Source organism: Methylobacterium crusticola, assembly GCF_003574465.1.
Lineage (GTDB): Bacteria > Pseudomonadota > Alphaproteobacteria > Rhizobiales > Beijerinckiaceae > Methylobacterium > Methylobacterium crusticola.
On sequence record NZ_QOWC01000552.1, the window covers coordinates 1 to 320 of the forward strand.

Sequence of the window (320 nt, forward strand, 5' to 3'; positions counted from 1 at the left end):
TATCTAATCCTGTTTGCTCCCCACGCTTTCGTGCATGAGCGTCAATCTTGACCCAGGGGGCTGCCTTCGCCATCGGTGTTCCTCCACATCTCTACGCATTTCACTGCTACACGTGGAATTCTACCCCCCTCTGCCAGATTCAAGCCTTGCAGTCTCCATCGCAATTCCCAGGTTGAGCCCGGGGCTTTCACGACAGACTTACAAAACCGCCTGCGCACGCTTTACGCCCAGTAATTCCGATTAACGCTTGCACCCTACGTATTACCGCGGCTGCTGGCACGTAGTTAGCCGGTGCTTATTCTTCAGGTACCGTCATTAGC

At 54.1% G+C, this 320-nt stretch carries 1 rRNA gene; it reads right to left on the reverse strand.

Features of this window, described 5'->3' with window-relative positions:
* Positions 1 to 320, reverse strand: a 16S ribosomal RNA gene (locus DT057_RS35310); the annotation flags it as partial.